This window comes from Bradyrhizobium sp. WSM1417 (assembly GCF_000515415.1).
Lineage (GTDB): Bacteria > Pseudomonadota > Alphaproteobacteria > Rhizobiales > Xanthobacteraceae > Bradyrhizobium.
On sequence record NZ_KI911783.1, the window covers coordinates 4,993,719 to 5,011,422 of the forward strand.

18 protein-coding genes and 1 tRNA gene are annotated in these 17,704 nt (G+C 59.9%); 15 read left to right on the forward strand and 4 right to left on the reverse strand.

Features of this window, described 5'->3' with window-relative positions; translation table 11 throughout:
* Positions 1-103: 103 nt before the first annotated feature.
* On the forward strand, positions 104-1,453 hold the full coding sequence (locus tag BRA1417_RS0124265; protein WP_027518036.1) for a hypothetical protein: 1,350 nt from the start codon (positions 104-106) through the stop codon (positions 1,451-1,453).
* Between the two features lie 114 nt (positions 1,454-1,567).
* Positions 1,568-1,723, forward strand: coding sequence for a hypothetical protein (locus BRA1417_RS44950; protein ID WP_198034857.1), 156 nt, complete (start codon positions 1,568-1,570; stop codon positions 1,721-1,723).
* 24 nt (positions 1,724-1,747) lie between these two features.
* Here the strand turns inward: BRA1417_RS44950 and BRA1417_RS44240 are convergent, their stop codons facing one another.
* Positions 1,748-1,894 carry a hypothetical protein gene (locus BRA1417_RS44240; RefSeq protein ID WP_156948894.1) on the reverse strand — a complete coding sequence of 49 codons (147 nt, stop codon included), beginning with the start codon at positions 1,892-1,894 and terminating at the stop codon, positions 1,748-1,750.
* A 178-nt stretch (positions 1,895-2,072) separates the two neighbouring features.
* Here BRA1417_RS44240 and BRA1417_RS0124280 point away from each other — a divergent pair, with 178 nt between their 5' ends.
* Entirely contained in the window at positions 2,073-2,453 is a 381-nt protein-coding gene (locus BRA1417_RS0124280; RefSeq protein ID WP_027518037.1) for a hypothetical protein, read from the forward strand.
* Here the strand turns inward: BRA1417_RS0124280 and BRA1417_RS0124285 are convergent.
* Positions 2,413-3,972, reverse strand: a complete 1,560-nt coding sequence (locus BRA1417_RS0124285) for a beta-1,6-glucan synthase (protein ID WP_035969509.1) — start codon at positions 3,970-3,972, stop codon at positions 2,413-2,415. The genes BRA1417_RS0124280 and BRA1417_RS0124285 overlap by 41 nt on opposite strands.
* 327 nt (positions 3,973-4,299) lie before the next feature.
* Between BRA1417_RS0124285 and BRA1417_RS0124290 the strand changes: the two genes are divergently transcribed.
* The 5 genes from BRA1417_RS0124290 (at position 4,300) to BRA1417_RS0124310 (ending at position 10,341) form a co-directional block, all read left to right on the forward strand.
* Positions 4,300-4,890 (forward strand): hypothetical protein, encoded by a 591-nt coding sequence (locus tag BRA1417_RS0124290; RefSeq protein ID WP_027518039.1) that lies wholly within the window; start codon positions 4,300-4,302, stop codon positions 4,888-4,890.
* Positions 4,891-5,104: 214 nt separating this feature from the next.
* The gene (locus BRA1417_RS0124295; RefSeq protein ID WP_027518040.1) at positions 5,105-7,780 is read left to right on the forward strand and encodes a glycosyltransferase; all 2,676 of its coding nucleotides are present in this window, start codon (positions 5,105-5,107) and stop codon (positions 7,778-7,780) included.
* Between the two features lie 317 nt (positions 7,781-8,097).
* Positions 8,098-8,173: transfer RNA gene (locus tag BRA1417_RS0124300), tRNA-Lys, on the forward strand.
* 219 nt (positions 8,174-8,392) lie between these two features.
* A complete protein-coding gene (locus tag BRA1417_RS40800) occupies positions 8,393-9,748 on the forward strand; it encodes a tyrosine-type recombinase/integrase (RefSeq protein WP_051448376.1) in 1,356 nt (451 codons plus the stop codon).
* Positions 9,745-10,341 (forward strand): hypothetical protein, encoded by a 597-nt coding sequence (locus tag BRA1417_RS0124310; RefSeq protein WP_027518041.1) that lies wholly within the window; start codon positions 9,745-9,747, stop codon positions 10,339-10,341. The genes BRA1417_RS40800 and BRA1417_RS0124310 overlap by 4 nt, the downstream gene beginning before the upstream one ends.
* A gap of 205 nt (positions 10,342-10,546) precedes the next feature.
* Here BRA1417_RS0124310 and BRA1417_RS0124315 read toward each other — a convergent pair whose 3' ends face one another.
* On the reverse strand, positions 10,547-11,137 hold the full coding sequence (locus BRA1417_RS0124315; protein ID WP_027518042.1) for a hypothetical protein: 591 nt from the start codon (positions 11,135-11,137) through the stop codon (positions 10,547-10,549).
* Positions 11,138-11,257: 120 nt separating this feature from the next.
* Here BRA1417_RS0124315 and BRA1417_RS42050 point away from each other — a divergent pair, with 120 nt between their 5' ends.
* The 3 genes from BRA1417_RS42050 (at position 11,258) to BRA1417_RS0124335 (ending at position 14,202) form a co-directional block, all read left to right on the forward strand.
* Positions 11,258-11,494 (forward strand): helix-turn-helix domain-containing protein, encoded by a 237-nt coding sequence (locus tag BRA1417_RS42050; RefSeq protein ID WP_027518043.1) that lies wholly within the window; start codon positions 11,258-11,260, stop codon positions 11,492-11,494.
* Between the two features lie 386 nt (positions 11,495-11,880).
* Positions 11,881-13,266 carry a hypothetical protein gene (locus BRA1417_RS0124330; RefSeq protein WP_156948896.1) on the forward strand — a complete coding sequence of 462 codons (1,386 nt, stop codon included), beginning with the start codon at positions 11,881-11,883 and terminating at the stop codon, positions 13,264-13,266.
* Positions 13,267-13,338: 72 nt separating this feature from the next.
* Entirely contained in the window at positions 13,339-14,202 is an 864-nt protein-coding gene (locus tag BRA1417_RS0124335; protein WP_156948897.1) for a hypothetical protein, read from the forward strand.
* 112 nt (positions 14,203-14,314) lie between these two features.
* Here BRA1417_RS0124335 and BRA1417_RS44245 read toward each other — a convergent pair whose 3' ends face one another.
* Complete coding sequence (locus BRA1417_RS44245) at positions 14,315-14,494, reverse strand: hypothetical protein (protein WP_156948898.1); 180 nt, start codon at positions 14,492-14,494, stop codon at positions 14,315-14,317.
* A 161-nt stretch (positions 14,495-14,655) separates the two neighbouring features.
* Here BRA1417_RS44245 and BRA1417_RS0124340 point away from each other — a divergent pair, with 161 nt between their 5' ends.
* From BRA1417_RS0124340 to BRA1417_RS0124355, 4 genes are read left to right on the forward strand one after another with little or no spacing between them, the layout of a single operon-like run.
* Complete coding sequence (locus BRA1417_RS0124340) at positions 14,656-15,081, forward strand: hypothetical protein (RefSeq protein ID WP_156948899.1); 426 nt, start codon at positions 14,656-14,658, stop codon at positions 15,079-15,081.
* A gap of 2 nt (positions 15,082-15,083) precedes the next feature.
* Complete coding sequence (locus tag BRA1417_RS0124345; RefSeq protein WP_027518047.1) at positions 15,084-15,440, forward strand: Rap1a/Tai family immunity protein; 357 nt, start codon at positions 15,084-15,086, stop codon at positions 15,438-15,440.
* Positions 15,441-15,497: 57 nt separating this feature from the next.
* Complete coding sequence (locus BRA1417_RS0124350; protein ID WP_027518048.1) at positions 15,498-17,459, forward strand: AAA family ATPase; 1,962 nt, start codon at positions 15,498-15,500, stop codon at positions 17,457-17,459.
* A gap of 12 nt (positions 17,460-17,471) precedes the next feature.
* Positions 17,472-17,702 (forward strand): hypothetical protein, encoded by a 231-nt coding sequence (locus BRA1417_RS0124355; RefSeq protein ID WP_027518049.1) that lies wholly within the window; start codon positions 17,472-17,474, stop codon positions 17,700-17,702.
* The last annotated feature ends 2 nt before the right edge of the window (positions 17,703-17,704 follow it).

The window sequence follows — 17,704 nt, forward strand, 5'->3', positions numbered from 1 at the left end:
GCTACCCCCGCAAACGCCCGGAGTTCAAGTGCGACACGCTTTTCCTGTTAATGTTCCCTGATTGATTCGGGGAAGCCGGACAGGGGTTGGGCACTTAACATTCATGGCAAAGGATTCCGACCCACTGGCGGATGCCTTCGGCGCCAAGGAGACGGGCGGGCTGTTCTCCGGACTTGTGGCCGAGGAGAGTTCGTTCGATCGCGGCATGATGTGGCGGCTGGGCTCATGGGGCGTGGCGGCCGTCGGCGCCGTCGTGCTTGCCGTGCTCGCCAACCAAGCCCAGCTCGGCTGGCGGCGCGACCAGGTTGCGTCCGCCGATCTCGCGCGCCAGGCCGACCGGCTCCAGATGCTCACCAAGGAGAGCCAGAACGAGGCTCGCCGGCTCGCCTCCGCGATCGAGACGCTGAACACCGATCGCGACCGGCTCTATTCGCGCGTCACCTTGCTGGAGCAAGGGCTCGATTCCGTCACCGGCGCCATCGCCAAGCAGACGACAACGCCGCCGCAGGCGTCCGTTGCGAAGCCGCAGGACGCGCCGGCTTTGATCGGGCCGCCGGCGCCCGGCATCGGACCGGTCGCCTCGACACCAGCTGCGGCCAACGACAAGCCGCGCATCGAGGCCGCAAAGGAGCCGTCGAGCCCGCCGCCGCAGAGCGCGGCCGCGGCCTCGCTGGTCACGCAATCGTCGGCGACGAATTCGGCACTGCCGATGCTTCCGTTGGTCCCGTCCAAATCGATCATGGCGCCGCCCGATCCGGCCGCCTCGAAACTGGTTCAGCCCGAGACCACTGAGAAAGCGACCGAGAGGGCTGCCGAAAAGAAGCCCGATCCGGCGCCCGCCCCGATCGAAGTCGCTGCGGCACCAGCCAAGCCGCCGGAGGCTGCCGAAAGCGAGGCTCCCGCGATCGCGGTCCAGCAGACACGCTTTGCGATTGATCTCGGTGGCGCCAACTCGCTCGAAGGCCTCCGTGCGTTGTGGCGCGGGGTCACCAAATCCAATCCCGAGATCGCGGCGCTGCGGCCGATCATCATGATCAAGGAAGGCAACACCGGCCTCGGCATGCAGCTCCGCCTCGGCGCCGGCCCGCTGATCAATGCAGCGGCTGCAGCAAAACTCTGCGCCGGCCTCGCCGAGAATGACCGCCACTGCGAGACCACCGTGTTCGACGGCCAGCGGCTGTCAATGCGCGGCGGCCAGGAAAAGCAAGAGAAGACTCAGGATCGAGTTCAGGAGAAGAACTCCGACAAGACCCAGGACTCGGTGCCGCAAGCCGAGAGCGCCCCGGCACCCGCGCCCGCCGCCAAGCCCGACAAGCATCGCCGCAGCTATTCCTCAAAACGCTCATCGAAGCGCGAGGAGCCCGCGCCTGCTCCTGCGGCGCAGCCGGCCGCACCGCCGAAGCCGGAGACGGCGTCGGCGGGATCGACGCTGTCGTCCTTCTTCAGGCGATAGACGCTGCATCCGCTCTGCGGCGGTGAGGACCGTCTCGCGGCCGACCTATCAAACGATGCGAAGGCCCCCGACACGAGACGGCAGTATCCGCGACGAACATGATTCGGAGCGGAGATGGCGGACGAGACGTTTTTGCGCGAGCACCTCGCGCTCATCCGCGAGTTGGCCGAACAGGCCGACCCCTATATCAAGAGGCGATTGCTGGCCTTGGCCGAAAAATACGAACGTCGGCTGAGGGACCAGAACCGGACAGTACAAACTCGCCCTTGAGAGCTCATCGGCGCACGCAATCACTTACTCCATGCGCGCTTTTTCCTTCAGGTCGCGAATGCGGTTCTCAGCTTCGTCCCTCGACTGTACCAGTTCCGACAAATCCTCGACCCGGGCTTCCTTGCTCAGCCTCTTGAGTTCGTCCAGTTGCTCCTGAGTTGGCTTTTCCATGCTCGCTCCTTGTATGCAGCATGCGTTGCGCGGTCACACCGTTTCAAAACCTGCGCGACCCCAGCCTGTTCCTGGATAAGTTCGGGCCAGGTGCGGCCGCCTTGCTCCTCCCTCGACGACCCTCGATAAACTCACCTTCCCTGTTGCCCCGTTCCACCTTCCCGACCATATTGCCGCCATGACAAAAAAGCCCTTCCGCCTCACGCCCTACCAGGTGCAGTTCCTGATCGTCGTCGGCTTCGCATCCGTCGGCTATGCGCTCTATCTGCGCTACCTCGGAATCGAAAACTCGCAGGTCGGTCTCGCCTGCGACGCCGGGCTTCAGACCCTGGTCTGCAAGGCGCGCGCGGTCTCGACCGTGCTGTTCAAGAACTCGGTGTTCGGCATCGTCGCGCTGGTGGTGGCGACGCTGAACCTGATGCGCCCGTCGATCGTGCTGCTCACCGTCGGCATCATCGCCGCGGGCCTCGGCATCGTGCTCTACAATGTCGTGCTGTCGGGCCTGGCGATCGGCCTGCTCATTCTTGGATTTGCTCGGCCCGCGCCCGCCACAGCGTGAGCGCGAACAAGAGGTAGATCGCGCAGGTCCACAGCGACTGCCAATTGTCGCGACCCTCGTTGAAGAGCACATAGGCCGCCGACAGCGTCAGCACGCCGGCGAACACCGATTCCGCGATCGGACGCTGGCCAATCTGCGGCCGGTTCAGCATCAACAGCGCAAACGGCACCACCGCCATCGTCAGCGAGGCGTAGGGGAAGTCGTGGTAGCGCGGGTCGAACACGAAGCCGAGCGCGGTCTGCGCCGCGATCACCGCCGTCACCGCCAGCGTCAGGCCGAGCACGGCGGTGAGCTTCGACCATTTCCGGCCCTCGCGCGGACCAAGCAGATCGAGGAAGGTCGGCAGGCTGCGGCCGATCACCATCGCCTGCGCGCAGAAGATCGGCGACAGGATGCCGGCCACGAGCAGCGTACCCCACAGCAGCCAGCCGCCGATGCCGTAGCTCTCGTAGTACATCTTGTCGGCGCCGATCCCGAGCAGGATGCCGGCCGAGGTCGCCGAGATCGCCACGCCGAGCCAGGACGAGAAGCGCGGCGTCCAGGGTCTGCGCCGCAACGTCAGGCCGGCGACCGCGAACACCAGCATGGAGAGGCCCATACCGGCGCCCATGTACCATTTCCAGTACGGGAAATTGCTGATCGGCTGGCCCGGCGGATATTTCAGGCCACGGCGCACCGAGTCATAGAGGCCCCAATAGCCGCCGACGGTGCCTTCCAGCTTGCGCTTCCACGGCTGGTCGTAGGACTCGATCAGATTGACGCGGAATTTCTGCGCTTTCGCGAGACTCAGGATCTCGGAGACAACGCGCGCCTGGTTGGTGCGCGACGGCAGCGCGCCATCACGCATGCGCCCTTCGCTCGGCCAGCCGGTTTCGCCGATCAGGATTTCCTTGCCGGGAAATGCGACCGCCATCCGCTCGCGGATCTGTTCGACATGGGAGGCGGCGAACTTGGCACGCACCGGATTGTCTTCCCAATAAGGCAGGATGTGGATCGTGACGAAGTCGACGGCGTCATAGATCTCGCGATTCCTGAGCCAGAACTCCCAGACATCGGCATAGGTGACGGGCACGCTGACCTGCGCCTTCACGGAGCGAATGATGGAGACGAGGTCCGCGGTCGTCATCTCGCCGCGCAGCAGCACTTCGTTGCCGACGATGATGCTGGTGATGATTCCGGGGAAATCCTTGGAAAGACGAATGGCGAGCGCGGCCTGCTCGAAATTCTTGGTGCGGTTGCTGGAGAGCCAGATGCCCTGGAGCACCTTCAGCCCGCCGATCCGGGCCGCGATCGCCGGCACCTGGTCGAGCCCGTTCTCCATCGAATAGGTGCGGACGCAGTCGGTGATCTCCTTGAGCTGGCGCAGGTCCTGCTCGATCTGGTCGGCCTCGATATGGGTCCATGCGTTCAGCGGCGACTGCTCGCCGCGGAACGGCGCGTAGGAGACGCATTGGACCTTGTCGGCGGGATCGATCGGGGCGCGCGCGAGCGAGATCGGCGTGGCAAGCCACCACCACACGGCAGCGATCGCACCCAATGAAACGAGCAGAAGCGCCAGTGGCGTACGAAGAGAAATCGGTTCCGTCCTCCGCGAAGGGCCGTCGATTACCTGCTAGCACGCCGTCTGCCAAGGGGTGACTCCGTTATGGATCCATCCCTCCCCTGAGGAATTTACCTGCGGCCGTTCGACCGAGGCCTAGGATCGTGACTTTGCTGGACAAAATTCCAGATTCAGGCCATGGACTCGGGAGGACTTTTCCGCCGCATTGGAGACCCATTTGGACGCCATCACGCAGGCGCGTCCGCGAAGGTCCTGACGCGGACGGTCAGTGATATTGGGGAATTCATGCGGCAACGGGTGTTCGAGTTACGAAATGCGGTCCTGCGGCAGTTCGCCGCCACCTTGGCCGTTTCTTCCCTTGTCATCCTGATGGGTATCGGCGCGGCCTCCGCCCAGAGCGGCACGCCCGCCCCGGACCAGAGCAAGGCTGCCGCCCAGCCCGCCGACGCGGCCAAGGATGCCGCCCAGAACCAGCGCCGCACCGACGAGTTCGCCGAAGCAGCCCAGGTCATCAGCGGCCCGGCCGGCAACCCCGAATGCGTCTGGCTCGGCCGCCGCGTGGTGCGGCTGATGTGGCGGGATGACCTCGATACCGCATTCCGCCATCTCGACCTCTACGACCGCTTCGGCTGCCCCGGCGGCCACATCCAGGCCGCCTTCCGCTGCCTGACCCGCTTCGGCGGCCAGATCGATCCCAAGGTCGCCGAAACCCTGGACAGCCGTGTGCACGCTTGCTGGATCAACCCGGCGTCGCAGCCGCAACAGGCGGCGGCCGCAGCCTCGCAGCCCGCTGCGCCGGCCGCCGGCAGTGCGCAGCCGCAGCCGGCCGCGAGCCCCTCGCCGGCGGCAAGCCCGTCACCGGCGCCCCCGAAATAGCCGCGATTGTTTCAGCCTCCGTTCAGGAACGATCGGCGATAGAGGCAATTGGCACTGCTGCGAAATTCGACATGTGCATGCCCTCATACGGTCATGAGGCGATGACAGTTGTGAAACCGCGCGGCAGAGGTATGCTCCATTTGCCGCGGACTTGGTCGGATCTCGGGGTCGGATCCGCTTCCCTGCCCCCTCAGCCCCTTTTGGTTTAGCCGCGATGCGGGTTGTCGCCGCCGTTCTGTTACTTGTGTCCGCGCTCCACGCCGGCCTCTGGGGAGTCTTGCGCGACAAGGAACCTGCGCCAGACTTCAAGGGCTTGCTGCCCAGCGTCTCTTATGCGCCGTTCGAGGGCTCGGCTCACCCCGACATCGACAACATCCCGACGGTGGAGAAAATCCGCGCCGACCTGAAGACGCTGTCGACGATGACGCGCGCGATCCGTCTCTATTCGTCCACGGGCGGTGTGGAACTGGTGCCGCCGATCGCAGCCGAGTTCGGTCTCAAGGTCACCGTCGGCGCCTGGATCGACAAGGACAAGGATCGCAACGAGCGCGAGATCAAGGCCGCCATCGAGCTCGCCCGCAAGAACAGCAACGTCAACGGCGTCGTCGTGGGCAACGAGGTGATCTATCGCGGCGAGCAGAAGGTCGAAGACCTCATCGAGATGATCAAGAAGGTCAAGGGCTCGGTCCGCGTGCCCGTCACGACCGGCGAGATCTGGAACATCTGGCGCGACAATCCCGACCTCGGCTCCAACGTCGACTTCATCGCCGCCCACGTGCTGCCTTACTGGGAAAATTTCCGCTCGGACCAGGCGGTCGACCAGGCCGTCGACCGCTACAATCTGTTGCGCAACCTGTTCCCCGGCAAGCGCATCGTGATCGCCGAGTTCGGCTGGCCGAGCGCGGGTTACAATTTGCGCAACGCCGACCCCGGTCCGTTCCAGCAGGCACTGACCTTGCGCAACTTCGTCAGCCGCGCCGACGCCATCGGCATGGAATACAACATTGTCGAAGCCATCGATCAGCCCTGGAAATACTTCGAAGGCGGCGTCGGTCCGTACTGGGGCATCCTCAACGCCAGCCGCGAGCCGAAATTCGCATGGACCGGCCCGGTGGAGAATCCCGACTATTGGAAGCTGATGGGTGTCGCCCTCCTGGTCGGGATCCTGCTGTCGCTGCCGATCCTGCGGCTGCAGCAGCCGACGGCGAAGCAGGCGTTCCTGCTGTCGGCCACCGCGAATGGCGTCGGCGCCTGGGCCGCCACCGTGTTTGCGTTCTGGAACGGGCACTATTTCATCTTCGGCTCCGCCTTCGCGCTGACGCTCGGCATGATCCTGCTTGTTCCCCTCGTGCTGATCGCGATGGCGCGCGTCGACGAGATCGCGGCCGTCGCGTTCGGCCGGCCGCCGCAGCGGCTGCTCACGAAAGGCAAGCCGGTCGAGAACGTGCCCGAGAATTATTGCCCGAAGGTCTCGATTCACATCCCCGCTTATTTCGAGCCGGTCGAGATGCTCAAGCAGACGCTCGATGCGCTGTCGCGGCTGAACTATCCGAACTACGAATGCGTCGTCATCATCAACAACACGCCCGACCCTGCGTTCTGGCAGCCGATCCAGGATCATTGCCGCGCGCTTGGTGAACGCTTCAAGTTCATCAACGCCGAGAAGGTGCAGGGCTTCAAGGCCGGCGCGCTGCGCATCGCAATGGACCGCACCGCCGTCGACGCCGAGATCATCGGCATCCTCGATGCCGATTACGTCGTCGATCCCGACTGGCTCAAGGACCTCGTCCCGGCGTTCGCTGATCCCAGTGTCGGCCTGGTGCAGGCGCCGCAGGAACATCGCGACGGCGACCTGTCGATCATGCACTACATCATGAACGGCGAATATGCCGGCTTCTTCGACATCGGCATGGTCCAGCGCAACGAGACCAACGCCATCATCGTGCACGGCACGATGTGCCTGATCCGCCGCGCCGCGATGGACATGGCCGGCGGCTGGTCGTCCGACACGATCTGCGAGGATTCGGATCTCGGCCTTTCGATCCAGCAGCTCGGCTGGACCACGCACTACACCAACCATCGCTACGGCCAGGGCCTGCTCCCCGACACCTACGAGGCCTTCAAGAAGCAGCGTCACCGCTGGGCCTATGGCGGCCTCCAGATCGTCAAGAAGCACTGGCGGAACTTCCTGCCGGGACGAAGCCGGCTGACGCCCGACCAGAAGCGCGAATATGGCCTGGGCTGGCTGAACTGGCTGGGTGCTGAAAGCCTCGGCGTGGTCGTGGCGCTGCTCAACCTCGTCTGGGTGCCGATCGTCGCCTTCGCCGACATCGCCATCCCCGATAAGATTCTGACACTGCCGATCATCGGCGCCTTCATCGTCTCGCTCGCGCACTTTTTGTCGATGTACCGCGCGCGCGTCGCCATCAAGCCCGGCCAGATGCTGGGCGCGATGATCGCGGCGATGAGCGTGCAGTGGACGGTATCGCGCGCGGTGGCACAGGGACTGATCACCGAGCACATCGCGTTCGCGCGCACCTCCAAGGGCGGGCTGTCCAGGATGTCGATCGAGTTCCAGGCGTTCTGGGAGGCCGTGATCGGCGCCCTGCTCCTGATCGGCGCCGGCGTGCTGGTGGCCTCCAACAGCTATCGCCAGATCACCGAGATCTACATCTTCGCCGGCGTGCTGGTGCTCCAAAGCCTGCCGTTCCTGGCTGCGGTCGCGATCGCCATCCTCGAGCTCAGCCGCATCAACTCGTTCCAGTTCTGGCGAGACAGCGCGATCCGCACCGCCGAGCTGATCGGCCTGCGCCCGGTCGCGCTGCCGACCCCCGCCGGCACGCCGCAGCAAGTGCCGGTGCCGAGCGAGGTCCGGCGGGAGGCGAACTGACGGGGCTCCGGGCCGGTCTTTGGACCTCGTGATTAAAAGTCACGTGGTCTTCGGCGTGGATGGCGGCCCGTCATTCCGGTTGAAAATCCTGGCTCAAGCACTGGAAACGGCGAGCGAATTCCCGCTGTTGCCTTCAACTTCGGCAACCACCCGAGCTATTGACCTCCGCGCCCCGTCCCCCTACACAGCGCGGGCCGAAAGCATGATCCGGAAACAGCCGGTTTTTCCGCAACGCTTGCGTCGACGTGGCGGCAAGACATGCTTTTCCAAATGACCGAAGACGATGGCGATTTCTTCAAAGCCATCAGCGGCCATGGGAGCGCGTAGCTCAGCCGGTAGAGCACGTGACTTTTAATCACGGGGTCCTGGGTTCGAGCCCCAGCGCGCTCACCACAGTCCGATCTGGGTCGCCGTGGCTCACTGTCCACACAACGTTAGCTAACAGCTTTCCCGTTATAGAACAATCGATTAGCCTGCCTGCGATCCAGCGCAAATCCAACCGCGAGCGAAAAGACGCTTGGCAGCGAGCTGGAACCACCGGTAGGTATGACGGTGGTCGGTGATTTGGCGACGCGAACCACCGCCAGGGGCGCCATGGGGGACCAGCGGTCAATGGGCAAGGCAGCGAAATCGGCCACTGATGCGGAGCTTAAGAAGCTCATGCGCCAATTCCCCGCTGAGCGCGCCTTACAGAAGCGCGGTTGCGGTGACGGGCTCGTTTTCCTGATTGAGCGGACCTCCGACGCGCATGCATCGGCGCGCTGGGTTTTCGAGTATCGCTTTGCCGGCAAAAGGAAGTCGCTGGGGCTGGGCACCTATCCCGATATCAGCCTCTCCCGGGCTCGCGAATTAGCGGGCGGTCAAAAGGCCCTGATCAGGGAGGGCAAAGACCCGGCAGCAGAGAGGAAGGCAGGTAAGCAGGCCGCAGCGGTTGCGCATCTGACCACATTCGACCTGGTCGCCAATGCATGGCTCGACAGTGAGCGCAACCGTCCCCAAGGCACGAAACAGCTATCAGCCGACACCGTGGATAAGCTGACGTGGTTGGCGAACTTGGTGCGGCCCGTGCTTGGTACCCTGCAAATCCGCGACATTGCGACCCCGGATGTCGTGCGGGCGATCGAGCCGATTGCGAAATCCGGCCGCGTCGATACCGCTCACCGGGTTCGCGAGGTCCTGTCCCGGATCTTTGCCTTTGCGGCGGTGCGCGGCATGTGCAACGGCGACCCGGCGGCGCCGCTGAAGAAAGAACGGTCCGTGTTGCCGGCGAAGCACATCGAGAGCCACGCGGCCATCACGGACCCTAAAGCCTTTGGCGAGATGCTACGCGCTATTGAAGGATACGACAGCGGTGCAGGAAACCGGGCACGGCGCACCACTACGCTGGCGCTGAAGCTTATCACTCTGACCGCGCTCCGGCCTTTCGAACTTCGTCAACTGCGCTGGTCGTGGGTCGATATCGATAATAGTCGCATCGAGCTGCCGGCCGAATTCATCAAGATGCGCAAGCCACACACGGTCTACCTTTCCCGGCAGGCGGTCGAAGTGCTGACCGAGCTGCGGGGTATCAACGGCTACGGCGAGCTTGTATTTCCGGCAGTCCATGCCAAGCGCGTGGTTCGCAAGGATGGCGAGCCCGTCAAGCGCCCTGCCGTGCGGCCGATCAGCGAAAACACGCTGAACGCGGCCCTGCGGCGTCTGGGCTTCGGCAACGCGGACCATGTAAGCCACGGCTTCCGCACATCCATGAGCACCGCGACCAATGAAAGCGGTCTCTTCAAAGCCGATATCATCGAGGTCGCGCTTAATCACATGGATGAGGACAAGGTGCGCGCCATCTACAATCGCGCTCGTTACGAACAAGAGCGCAAGCGCCTTTCGGGGTGGTGGGCCGATTACTGCGACGCCTTGCGCGAAGGCCGCCAGCCAGTCAGCGGCGAGAACGTTATTCCGATGGTCCGGGCATGACTGGTCCGAGCCCCTTCAAGCCTTACACTCCGGAGGCGGACAGATGGGCCAGCAGGGACGATTGGAAGGATGACCGTTCGCACGAGCCGGAACATGTGATCGCGCACTTTAAAAAGGTCTACAGCATGCAGGGAGTAGCCGAATACGCGATTGCCTGCGATTTGAAGCGGCGCAGCGAGTTACGGGAGGTTCTGACCGCTGCGGGTTGGAGCACTGTCAACTTCACTGGGAGCAAGTATCTTGGGCGCTTGGCGCTAATCGCACGCGCCGAAGGCTGGCATGCGAAGGACAATGTGAAGCGCAACGCCGTTCGCGGCGCTGCCGGGCACCTCAACAACGTCATAGCTCGCCATCGCAAGGCGTGGTCTCACCAGCTTCCCGATTCCATACTCGACTGGTTAGAGCAGTTCTTTCGCCTTGGCTGGAACGACGGCAAGCCCGACCATCGTGCAGCGGCGTTGGCTGACGTAATGGAGCGAACGCCGCAGGTGGACGAGCGCGGCCGGCGGCTTCGCGGCGACGCAGCTAGCGACTATGGCAGCGACCGCGTGGCGCTGCACCGATTGCGCAAACTGTTCGCGAAGCCGCGCTGAGGACGTTGCTAATTTCCGTTCCCGCTCGACCGGTTTGCCGAGCGCGCCTCAGCTAGCCAGCGGTCCACTTCCACTGCAATTGTCGAGGTCATGCATCGCCTCCTTGCCGAATCCTGTCGCGCTCAAGCAGGAACCACGTCACCGCGTTCAGTCGCAATGCGAAGCTAGCGCACCAACGCATCTCGGCTCATGTCCGATATCGCCCTTATCTGAGCATCTCGCACGCGAAGTCATTGGACGACCGCACGAGGTTGCTGTTTGTAAGGCACTCCCGCTTCGCCTGCTCGGCTTGCTTCGCAAATTTCGGGTCTTTCCTCATCAGATCCGCTGTTAACTCCTGAGAATACTGCTTTTCGGCCACCGCCATCTTGTCCCTCGGGAGGCCCGAGCACATGTGACCGTTGGTGGCTATCCCGTCGACGTCGCGATGGTGCACGCACTCCCACGCTGCGATGGTTTGGTCCTGCTCAAACTTATGACCCGCTAGCTCCACGCGGCGGGCCTCCGCGTCGCGGTTGGCTTTCGCTTCCGCTTCCCTCCTCGCCTGCTCCTCCGCAAGCTCCGCGTCGCGCTCGGCCCGTTCCTGCTCGATCTCGCGCATGGCAACCGCATCGGCCTTGTACAGCTTGCTGAACGCGACGCCATCTAGACCGCGAGTGAGTTCGCCGGTCACGAAGAACAGCCCCAGTAGGACGGGGATGGCCAAAACTATGCCGACGAATACGCGGGCGGTACCAGCACCGAATGCGAACCATACGAAGCCAGCGAGTATTCCCAAGCCAATCAAAAAATGCATCTTCTAATCCACCGAATGGCGGGGGCCCCCCGGCTTGCAGCTGAGGGACCGATCCACCTAATAAGGGTGATTTATACCCTTATGGTGGCAGAATTGCGAGGCATGTCGATGGTGGTCTTTATGATCACCCCTCGACAGATTCGAGCTGCCAGAGCGCTGCTCGGCTGGAGTCAGCAACAGCTTGCCGATAAGGCTATCGTATCCCTCAATGCTCTTGCACGGCTGGAAAAAGGCGCCGTGGATTCGCGAGTGAGCACGGTGCAGGCTATCCAAAAGGCCCTAACTAAGGCCGGTGTTGAATTCCTTGCTGCCGATTCAAAGGGAGAGGGCGTAAGACTCCGACGTCCAAAGGCGTAATCGGCTCGTGAACAACAGATTTCTATTCTGAGGGTTGCAGGTTCGAATCCTGCCGGGATCGCCAAATTTCAATGGTTTCAAATGGTTAAGTTTCTAAAATCAAAATTGTTCGCCTTCCCATGATTGCCGCGCGTTTGAAGTGGACCCGCCAGCCAAGGGTCTCAACCAAGCCCGTTGGTCCCGGCTCGTAGGAATTGAAACTCAATCCTGGAACAACTATGAAAGAAGCTTTAGAAGGATTTCGGTAGATCAAGCCTTGAAGGTTTGCCGGGTCACCGGTGTTACTCTGGACTGGATCTACTGCGGTATTGCGTCAGGCGTACCCGTCGAGCTGGCGACCGCACTCCTTGACCTGGAGCGGCAAAAAAAAAGGAACGCGGGAATTAATGACTGAGGATCCCTCTGGCGGGCCACCCAGCGAGAGCGCATCACTCGCGCAGTTGGGCCGTTCACTAATTGGGCTTCGCATCGTTCTTCAATCGCTTCTGCGCTTCTACTTCTTAATATGGCGGCTGCGCTGGCGATCGCGCTACTTCATGCGGCTCTGTGCAACCTGTCATATGGCCTGCCTTTTCGAGATTTGGCCCAAGGTCTCGGATGGTGGCCCGTTGGATTCGGATTCCCACGTCTATAAGCAGGCCCACGAGGCTGTTGGTTATTACCTGATGCGATCGTCGACCAGCCGCACCAAGTTTGCCGCGTTTGAGCCGAGAATTCTTGGCTGGAATTATCTCGCCTGGCATCTGGCCCAGACTAATCCGCCTGAGGCTCAAAAGCATTTTCGCTTTATGCGAAAGCACCGGCTTGCAAGGATCATCCGATACTACGAGAACATACAGAACTACATAAACTACCTTGCGGCCTCGGAAATAGAGCCGCTTCAACAGCTGGGAAACGAAGCGACAACTCGCGAAGACTGGAAATTGAAGGTCGATTTCGACCAGCTGCCAGCGGAGCTAAAGACTAAGCCGCATAGCGCGCGGCGCCTCTCCTCATTCCTCAGGAAGAAACTTCGATCCGCGCGCGGCGCGATTGCGATCAAGAACTACTTGAAGGTCGATTTTACGTTATCCGACATATCTTCCTTCATTGCGATCTCGGGCGCGCTTCTTCTACTGCTGGGTTTCGGCCGTATCGCCCTACTAGGATGGTCTTTTGGAGTTCCTTTCTCGCGATATTTCAGTACGACCGATTATGTCGCCAGCGGACTTGGCGAAATTTACGGCTATCTCGGAAGCGCTCTTTTGTCGGCAACATTGGCTTTCCTGAGATTAGCTACAGCAACAGCCGTGTCAGTACAGGAACCTGAGATCTACCAACGCACATGGAGTGGTCGAAGCGAGCGATGGATACTCCACTCCTTGGGCATCAGCGGAGTAGTTGCATTAGTGGTAGTCGGGTTGCGAGATCACCGGGTCGATACGCTCTCACTGGCGATTGCAATGTACTATCTGCTCTCGCTGACTGTTTGGAACGTGAGCGTTCGATTTTTCAAAGACCCGCTTAAAGCAGGGATGTTGCTCGTTATCATCGCGGCATCCTCAGCGAGCACGTTGGTCGGGACGGTCCGCGAAATTCAAGCTATGACAGAGGTATCTCTGAAAGAGCCGCCGCGCACGATACGGTTCACCGATGCCACGTATGACGAGCCATCATGGCGAGTTTTTGCGATCACAAACAATTTTGTTCTTCTTCGAAGGCACAGCGACGGAGTTTTGGTGGTAAAGGCAAGGACCGACCTCAAGTCTATTGAAGACCAAACTCCTCGCTGAACACACCGGCGAAATCACCGGGGCACGGGGGCTCTAGCCACCAGCCTGCTGCAGTTAGAGGCAACCACGGCCTTGGCAGACGAACTGAAGACACACGGTTGGGCCTATTTGAACATCGGGAATCCGATGTGTGCTTGGGCGACTTATCGAGGAGCTTTAGTTTCCATTCCAACCAGTCCTGGATTTCTATCCGTTTGGTCTGCGTCAGTTTTACACCATGCGTCGGCAGAGCGAATTGCGCGCGAACATGCCTTGGAGTGGTGTCGTGCGACCTTTTATCCGAATCGAGTCTCGCGCCTGATCGGGATGTTCTGTTTTACTGAGCTGAGGAGTGCGGAGAAGGCCCTTGAATGGGGCAGCCACTTCAAGCTCCAAAATCTTGCAGAACTCAGCTTAGCCGAAGTACGGAGAGGCGATCGACTGGATTCCAACTGGATAACTTACGGGGATTTCGATGATCCAAGCCGGGGCGCGTGCTTCGGTTACTGGAGCGGGATGCCCTATCCCGGTGCAGAACCCGTTTGGGAGACAATCCTGGAGGGTCGGCTTGATGTCCTTGGGACGGACATAAGAGAACGCGCCTATGCGCGTATAGAAAAGCATATGCCCGACAGCACGCCTTTAGCGGAGCTGGGTCGAATTGCTGCATGGGTCGGATCAAATTTAGGAGCGGTCTATGCTTTCCTTCGGGCCGACGGGGACTATGTCGAACTCGAGTATATAATGGACATGCAAGAAGCGAATGATCCGGCGTTTATCAAGAAGATTAGTGACCTACTGAGTAGTGGGCACCCCATGCGGCAAGAGGCGAGCCGCGCGTTTGCGGAAGATCGGGTACGTGCTCCCGATCTACGTCCATTCGGGTTTCGTAAACCCAAGTCCGAGTTGCCCTTCGTGGGTTTGCAGCAAGCCGGGCCTCATCCAGCTAATAGGTGAACACCGGATAAAACACCGGAGCCTGCTCTAACTTCAAGTAAGTGTTTGTGATGTAGATCGAAATCAGGCGGTAGCCCAATTGTTTCTACTTTGAGGGTTGCAGGTTCGAATCCTACCGGGATCGCCAAGCTTTTTCTGCCACTAACGATTTCAACAAGTTCTGGCCATTTTTGTCTAACTCTTCCGGCTGGTTAGGCAACCGGATATCAAATCCGCCTTCATTTGCGCTTAGTGCGACGGCTGTTGTGGCCGGCAGCGCCTTCATTGCCATCGTTTCATGCTGGGATTTCATGGCTAACAGCTGCGCCGAACGAAAGGCGATCGCTGAGCTAGGACCGCTGAGTACCCGTATTTTTCCCTAAGTCCAAAGTCTCGCAGACGCGCTGCATCGTTGCTTGCGCTCTCGCTCCGGTTGAGGTTGGATAGCCCTTATTTTAGCCGGGGGGCTATTTCATGCGTATATTAGCTGTTGTGATGCTTTGCGCCGCATTGGGCGGCTGTGCAGCCGCACCAAAAATGGGATGGGTGCGGGTCGACGGGCAATCCTCTCGGGATAACCCGGTCTTACATACCCAGTTTGAGGTCGATAGGACTGCTTGTATCGGCGAACGCAACAAGGCCGCACTGTCCGGCGTGTCTGTTGCGAGCGGTGGCTTAGCGGCGGCTATGGCGGCCCAAGAGCGATCAAACGCCGCTGATACTGTCGGTCAAGGCTGCATGGCGGAGAAAGGCTACCTCCTCGTAAAGGAGGATGAAGCCGACGCAAAGCGCGCCGAGCTGGCCAGGGTTGCCGATCTGAAAAAGCAACAGGAAGCTGCGGCTACCGCGCCTGCACCTAAGCCAAAAAAGCCGGCCGCGGCGGCAAAACCGTCGAGCTGAACGTGAAGATCGCGCTCCTAACCGCCAGTCTAGCTCTCGCTCTCGCAGCTTCCGCATTCGCAACCGAGCCGGATTTCAGTAGCGGCAACTACATGCTCCAACATTGCGAACATTACGTATTCAAGCACGGACAATTCGACGTTTGGGACGGTGAGTGCGGCGGCACAATCGCAACGCTCACGTTCCTGAGTAATGCGCTGCCTGAAGGCTTTAAAAACTGCCCTCCGAAGGGCCACACTAAAGAACAGGCCGCGCGAGTTGTCGTTAGTTACATGCAAAACAATCCCCAGCTCCTCAATGAGCCATTTCGAATCTTGGCGATGACCGCTCTTAGTCAGGCGTGGCGATGCAAACAGTAGTGATCATCCGTCCGACACACTTCATAAGAATTGTAATCGACCTGAAAACGGTGGGAAATGCGGCTGAAATCTTTTCGAGTTAGAGAATTCCAGAGCGTTCGAGATTCCGGCCTGATCGAGGTAGACGATATCGCTTGTCTAGTCGGAAAGAACGAGGCGGGTAAGAGCGCGCTGCTCAAGGCGCTCTACAGGCTTAGGCCGGTCGTCTCATCGGAGGGCAATTTCAGTGTCACCATTGATTACCCACGCATGGACGTTGAGGACTATCGCCACTCCGTTGAAGCCAACAAGCGCCCGGTCGCAATTCCCATATGGGCGGAATACACCCTAGATGAAGAGTTGGCCAATATCGAAGCTACGTTCGGGCGGGAGTGTTTCGTTGAGAAGACGCTCGCCCTATACAAAAACTATCACAACGACCGTTTTTTCACGCTCAAAGTCAACGAGCAGAAGGCGTTTCAATACTACGTCTCCAAGGCGGATATTTCTGAGCCAGCCCGCGAGGCCGTCATCGCAGCGGGCTCAAAACCGTCTGATATCCTTATCGAGTTAAATGCTCTAGAGCAAACGGCTGAGGTCAAACGGTTGACTGACACCTTCGGCAAAATTGCGAAGGCAAGCTTTTCAAAATTTCTTTACGATGAGTATCTAAGCGATAACGTTCCCAGCTTTTTGTATTTCGACGAATACTATCAGCTGTCCGGACACGAGAACATCCCCGCTCTAATCGAGCGGTCGAATGCAAAAAAATTGAAGACGTCAGACCATCCGATGCTGGGTCTGATTAGGCTCGCCAGACTTAGTCTCGACGACTTGGTCGGAGCAAAGAGCACAATCGATCTCAAGGGCAAGTTGGAAGGCGCGAGCAACTACCTATCAAAACAGATTCTGAAGTATTGGTCACAGAACAAGCACCTTCGCATGACCTTCGATGTACGGCCGGGGTTGCCGGAGGATCCGCCCGGCATGCAGTCGGGCATGAACATCTGGGGCGGGGTGTTTGATAGCCGCCACTCCGTCACGACCGAACTCGGTAGCCGCTCTAGGGGTTTTGTTTGGTTTTTTTCTTTCTTGGCCTGGTATTCGGACGTGAAACGCAACGGCGATAAGGTCATTTTGCTCCTTGATGAACCCGGCCTGACGCTCCACGCCAAGGCTCAGGAAGACCTTCTTCGCTATTTCGAGACGGAGCTAAAAGGCGATCATCAGCTTATTTATTCAACCCACTCACCGTTTATGATCGATCCGCGCCGTTTCGATCGTGTGCGTATAGTGCAGGACCTTAGCGTAGAAAGCGATGACGACGGAGAGACGGGAGCGGGAACCACAGTCCTTCCCGATGTCTTTGCTGCAAGCGATGATAGCCTCTTTCCCCTGCAGGGCGCGCTTGGTTACGAAATCCATCAAACCTTGTTCGTTAGCCCGTATTCCGTTGTCGTCGAGGGGGCGGCAGACCTCCTATTCATGCAAGCAATGTCGGGCATTCTGGAATCGTCTGGGCGGACCGGGCTGGATCCAAAATGGACGATCACCCCCGTCGGAGGCGCGTCGAAGGTGCCGACCTTTGTTGCCCTGCTTGGGACCCAACGCGGAATGACGATTGTCACTCTGCTGGACACTCAAAAGGCAGACGAGACTTCGATCGAGGCGATATACAAAGAAAAGCTACTGAAGAAATCCAACGTTCTGACGTTCGCCGACTTCATCGATGGCGCGTCTGAGGCTGACATTGAGGACATGTTCGGCCTGAATTTCTACCTTCAACTCGTTAACGCGGAGTTTTCGAAGCAGTTAGCTGCTCCTATAAAGCCCGCTGCGATCAAGTCGAAACACCCGCGTATCTTAAAGCGGCTGGATGACTATCTCGAAAGCCATCCTTTGAAGAGCGGTAAGTTCGGCCATTTCAGGCCAGCCCGCTACTTCGCCGAAAACATCGCGGGGCTTGCTAACTCTGTGCCGAAAGAAGCTCTAAATAGGTTCGAGAAGGCTTTCACGGCAATCAACAAGCTGCTGTCCTAGAGGGGCCTCAACATGACCACCGACAACATCAACGTGAACTTCAAATGCCCCAATTGCGGCTGCACCGAGATCACCCTGCCCGACAACCACACAGATGAGTCACACGCTTCGTGCAAAGACTGCGGCGCTGATTTCGGTCCATATCGTGAAATCAAGCAGCGCGCCCTTGATCTAGTGAAGAGCGACGTAAACAGAAAGATTAAAGAGGCATTCAAGGGTGTGAAGGGCTTCAAGATAATCTAACT

Bases quoted from the DNA above. Each gene is read 5' to 3' on its own strand.
- BRA1417_RS0124265 (WP_027518036.1), top strand. From the start codon at position 104: ATGGCAAAGGATTCCGACCCACTGGCGGATGCCTTCGGCGCCAAGGAG.
- BRA1417_RS44950 (WP_198034857.1), top strand. From the start codon at position 1,568: ATGGCGGACGAGACGTTTTTGCGCGAGCACCTCGCGCTCATCCGCGAG.
- BRA1417_RS44240 (WP_156948894.1), bottom strand. From the start codon at position 1,894: ATGGAAAAGCCAACTCAGGAGCAACTGGACGAACTCAAGAGGCTGAGC.
- BRA1417_RS0124280 (WP_027518037.1), top strand. From the start codon at position 2,073: ATGACAAAAAAGCCCTTCCGCCTCACGCCCTACCAGGTGCAGTTCCTG.
- BRA1417_RS0124290 (WP_027518039.1), top strand. From the start codon at position 4,300: ATGCGGCAACGGGTGTTCGAGTTACGAAATGCGGTCCTGCGGCAGTTC.
- BRA1417_RS0124295 (WP_027518040.1), top strand. From the start codon at position 5,105: ATGCGGGTTGTCGCCGCCGTTCTGTTACTTGTGTCCGCGCTCCACGCC.
- BRA1417_RS40800 (WP_051448376.1), top strand. From the start codon at position 8,393: ATGGGCAAGGCAGCGAAATCGGCCACTGATGCGGAGCTTAAGAAGCTC.
- BRA1417_RS0124310 (WP_027518041.1), top strand. From the start codon at position 9,745: ATGACTGGTCCGAGCCCCTTCAAGCCTTACACTCCGGAGGCGGACAGA.
- BRA1417_RS0124315 (WP_027518042.1), bottom strand. From the start codon at position 11,137: ATGCATTTTTTGATTGGCTTGGGAATACTCGCTGGCTTCGTATGGTTC.
- BRA1417_RS42050 (WP_027518043.1), top strand. From the start codon at position 11,258: ATGATCACCCCTCGACAGATTCGAGCTGCCAGAGCGCTGCTCGGCTGG.
- BRA1417_RS0124330 (WP_156948896.1), top strand. From the start codon at position 11,881: ATGACTGAGGATCCCTCTGGCGGGCCACCCAGCGAGAGCGCATCACTC.
- BRA1417_RS44245 (WP_156948898.1), bottom strand. From the start codon at position 14,494: ATGAAATCCCAGCATGAAACGATGGCAATGAAGGCGCTGCCGGCCACA.
- BRA1417_RS0124340 (WP_156948899.1), top strand. From the start codon at position 14,656: ATGCGTATATTAGCTGTTGTGATGCTTTGCGCCGCATTGGGCGGCTGT.
- BRA1417_RS0124350 (WP_027518048.1), top strand. From the start codon at position 15,498: ATGCGGCTGAAATCTTTTCGAGTTAGAGAATTCCAGAGCGTTCGAGAT.
- BRA1417_RS0124355 (WP_027518049.1), top strand. From the start codon at position 17,472: ATGACCACCGACAACATCAACGTGAACTTCAAATGCCCCAATTGCGGC.